Source organism: Streptomyces sp. FH025, assembly GCF_017427025.1.
Classification (GTDB): Bacteria; Actinomycetota; Actinomycetes; order Streptomycetales; family Streptomycetaceae; genus Kitasatospora.
On record NZ_JAFLNG010000980.1, the window covers coordinates 1 to 2182 of the forward strand.

At 71.8% G+C, this 2182-nt stretch carries 1 protein-coding gene; it reads left to right on the top strand.

The genetic code is table 11. From position 1 onward, the window contains the following. Window positions 1-44 precede the first annotated feature (44 nt). Window positions 45-2182: 1,4-alpha-glucan branching enzyme (gene glgB / locus J0670_RS36410; protein WP_207817028.1), on the top strand; the 2138-nt coding region annotated here is incomplete at its 3' end.

Consider the following 2182-nt stretch of genomic DNA (forward strand, 5'->3'; position numbering starts at 1 on the left):
AGGCGAACGGGCGAGTCACCCCCCAGCCCTCCCCGGACGTTCCGGTGGGCGCGCTCAGGCTCCCGGAGGCCCCGCTGCCACCGGCCGAGGTGGACCGGCTGGTGAGCGGGCAGCACCACGACCCGCACGCGCTGCTCGGCGCGCACCCGGTGAACGGCGGGACGGCCGTGCGGGTGCTGCGCCCCTTCGCCGAGCGGGTGGTGGTGGAGACCACCCAGGGACCGGCCGAACTCACCCACCAGCAGGGCGGGTTGTTCACCGGCCTGCTGGCGGGCGACGGGCTCCCGGACTACACCCTGCTGGTGACGTACCCCGGCGGCGGGCCGCTGCGCCAGCACGACGGCTACCGCACCCCGCCCACCCTCGGCGAGTTCGACCTGCACCTGATCTCCGAGGGCCGGCACGAGCAGCTGTGGAGGGCGCTCGGCTCGCACGTCCGGACCGTCGACGGCGTGGCCGGCACCGCGTTCGCGGTCTGGGCGCCCAACGCCGTCGGGGTGCGGCTGATCGGCGACTTCAACCACTGGGACGGCACCGGGCACCCGATGCGCTCGCTCGGCTCCTCCGGGGTCTGGGAACTGTTCGTCCCCGGCCTGGCCGAGGGCGCCACGTACAAGTACGAGATCCACACCCGTCAGGGCTGGGTGCTCGACAAGGCCGACCCGCTGGCCCGGGCCGCGCAGTGCCCACCCGGCACCGCCTCGGTGGTCACCTCCTCCTCCTACCGGTGGCAGGACGGCGAGTGGATGGCCCGCCGGGCCCGCACCGCGCACCACCGGGCGCCGATGTCGGTGTACGAGCTGCACCTGGCCTCCTGGCGGCCCGACCTCACCGACTACCGCGCGATCGCCGAGGAACTCCCGCGCTACCTCAAGGAGTTGAACTTCACCCACGTGGAGTTCATGCCGGTGATGGAGCACCCGTTCGGCGGCTCCTGGGGCTACCAGGTCTCCGGCTACTACGCCCCCACCGCCCGGCTCGGCGGCCCCGACGACTTCCGGTACCTGGTGGACACCCTCCACCGGCACGGCATCGGCGTGATCGTCGACTGGGTGCCCGCGCACTTCCCCAAGGACGACTTCGCCCTCGCCCGCTTCGACGGCGAGCCGCTGTACGAACCCGCCGACCCGCTGCGCGCCGAACACCCCGACTGGGGGACGCTGGAGTTCGACTACGGCCGCAAGGAGGTGCGCAACTTCCTCGTCGCGAACGCGGTCTACTGGTGCGAGGAGTTCCACATCGACGGCCTGCGGGTGGACGCCGTCGCCTCGATGCTCTACCTCGACTACTCCCGCGAGAGCGGCGACTGGACGCCCAACCTCCACGGGGGCCGGGAGAACCTGGACGCGGCCGCCTTCCTCCAGGAGATGAACGCCACCGTCTACCGGCGCTGCCCGGGCGTGATCACCATCGCCGAGGAGTCCACCGCCTGGAACGGCGTCACCCGCCCCACCGACGCCGGCGGCCTCGGCTTCGGGCTGAAGTGGAACATGGGCTGGATGCACGACTCGCTGGTCTACATGTCCAAGGAGCCGGTCCACCGCAAGTACCACCACAACGAGATCACCTTCTCGATGGTGTACGCCTACTCGGAGAACTACGTCCTGCCGATCTCGCACGACGAGGTCGTCCACGGCAAGCAGGCCCTGGTCTCCAAGATGCCCGGCGACTGGTGGCAGCAGCGCGCCAACCACCGCGCCTACCTGGGCTTCATGTGGTCCCACCCCGGCAAGCAACTGCTGTTCATGGGGCAGGAGTTCGCCCAGGGAGCCGAGTGGCACCACGAGCACGGACCGCAGTGGTGGGTGCTCGACGAGCAGTGGCCGGCCCACCGGGACCACCTGGGCGTGCGCCGCCTGGTCCGCGACCTCAACCGGACCTACCGGGACACCCCCGCCCTCCACGAGCTCGACAACACCCCGGACGGCTTCCGCTGGCTGGACGGCGGCGCCGCCGACGACAACCTGCTCTCCTTCGTCCGCTACGCCGCCGACGGCTCCCCGCTGGTCGCCGTCTGCAACTTCTCCCCCGTCGTCCGCCACGGCCACCGGGTCGGCCTGCCCGCCCTGGACGGCCGCGAACAGCTCTGGGCGGAGGCCCTGAACACCGACGCCGAGACCTACGGCGGCAGCGGCGTCGGCAACTCCCACCCGATCAAGGCCGAGCCGGTCGCGTGGGACGG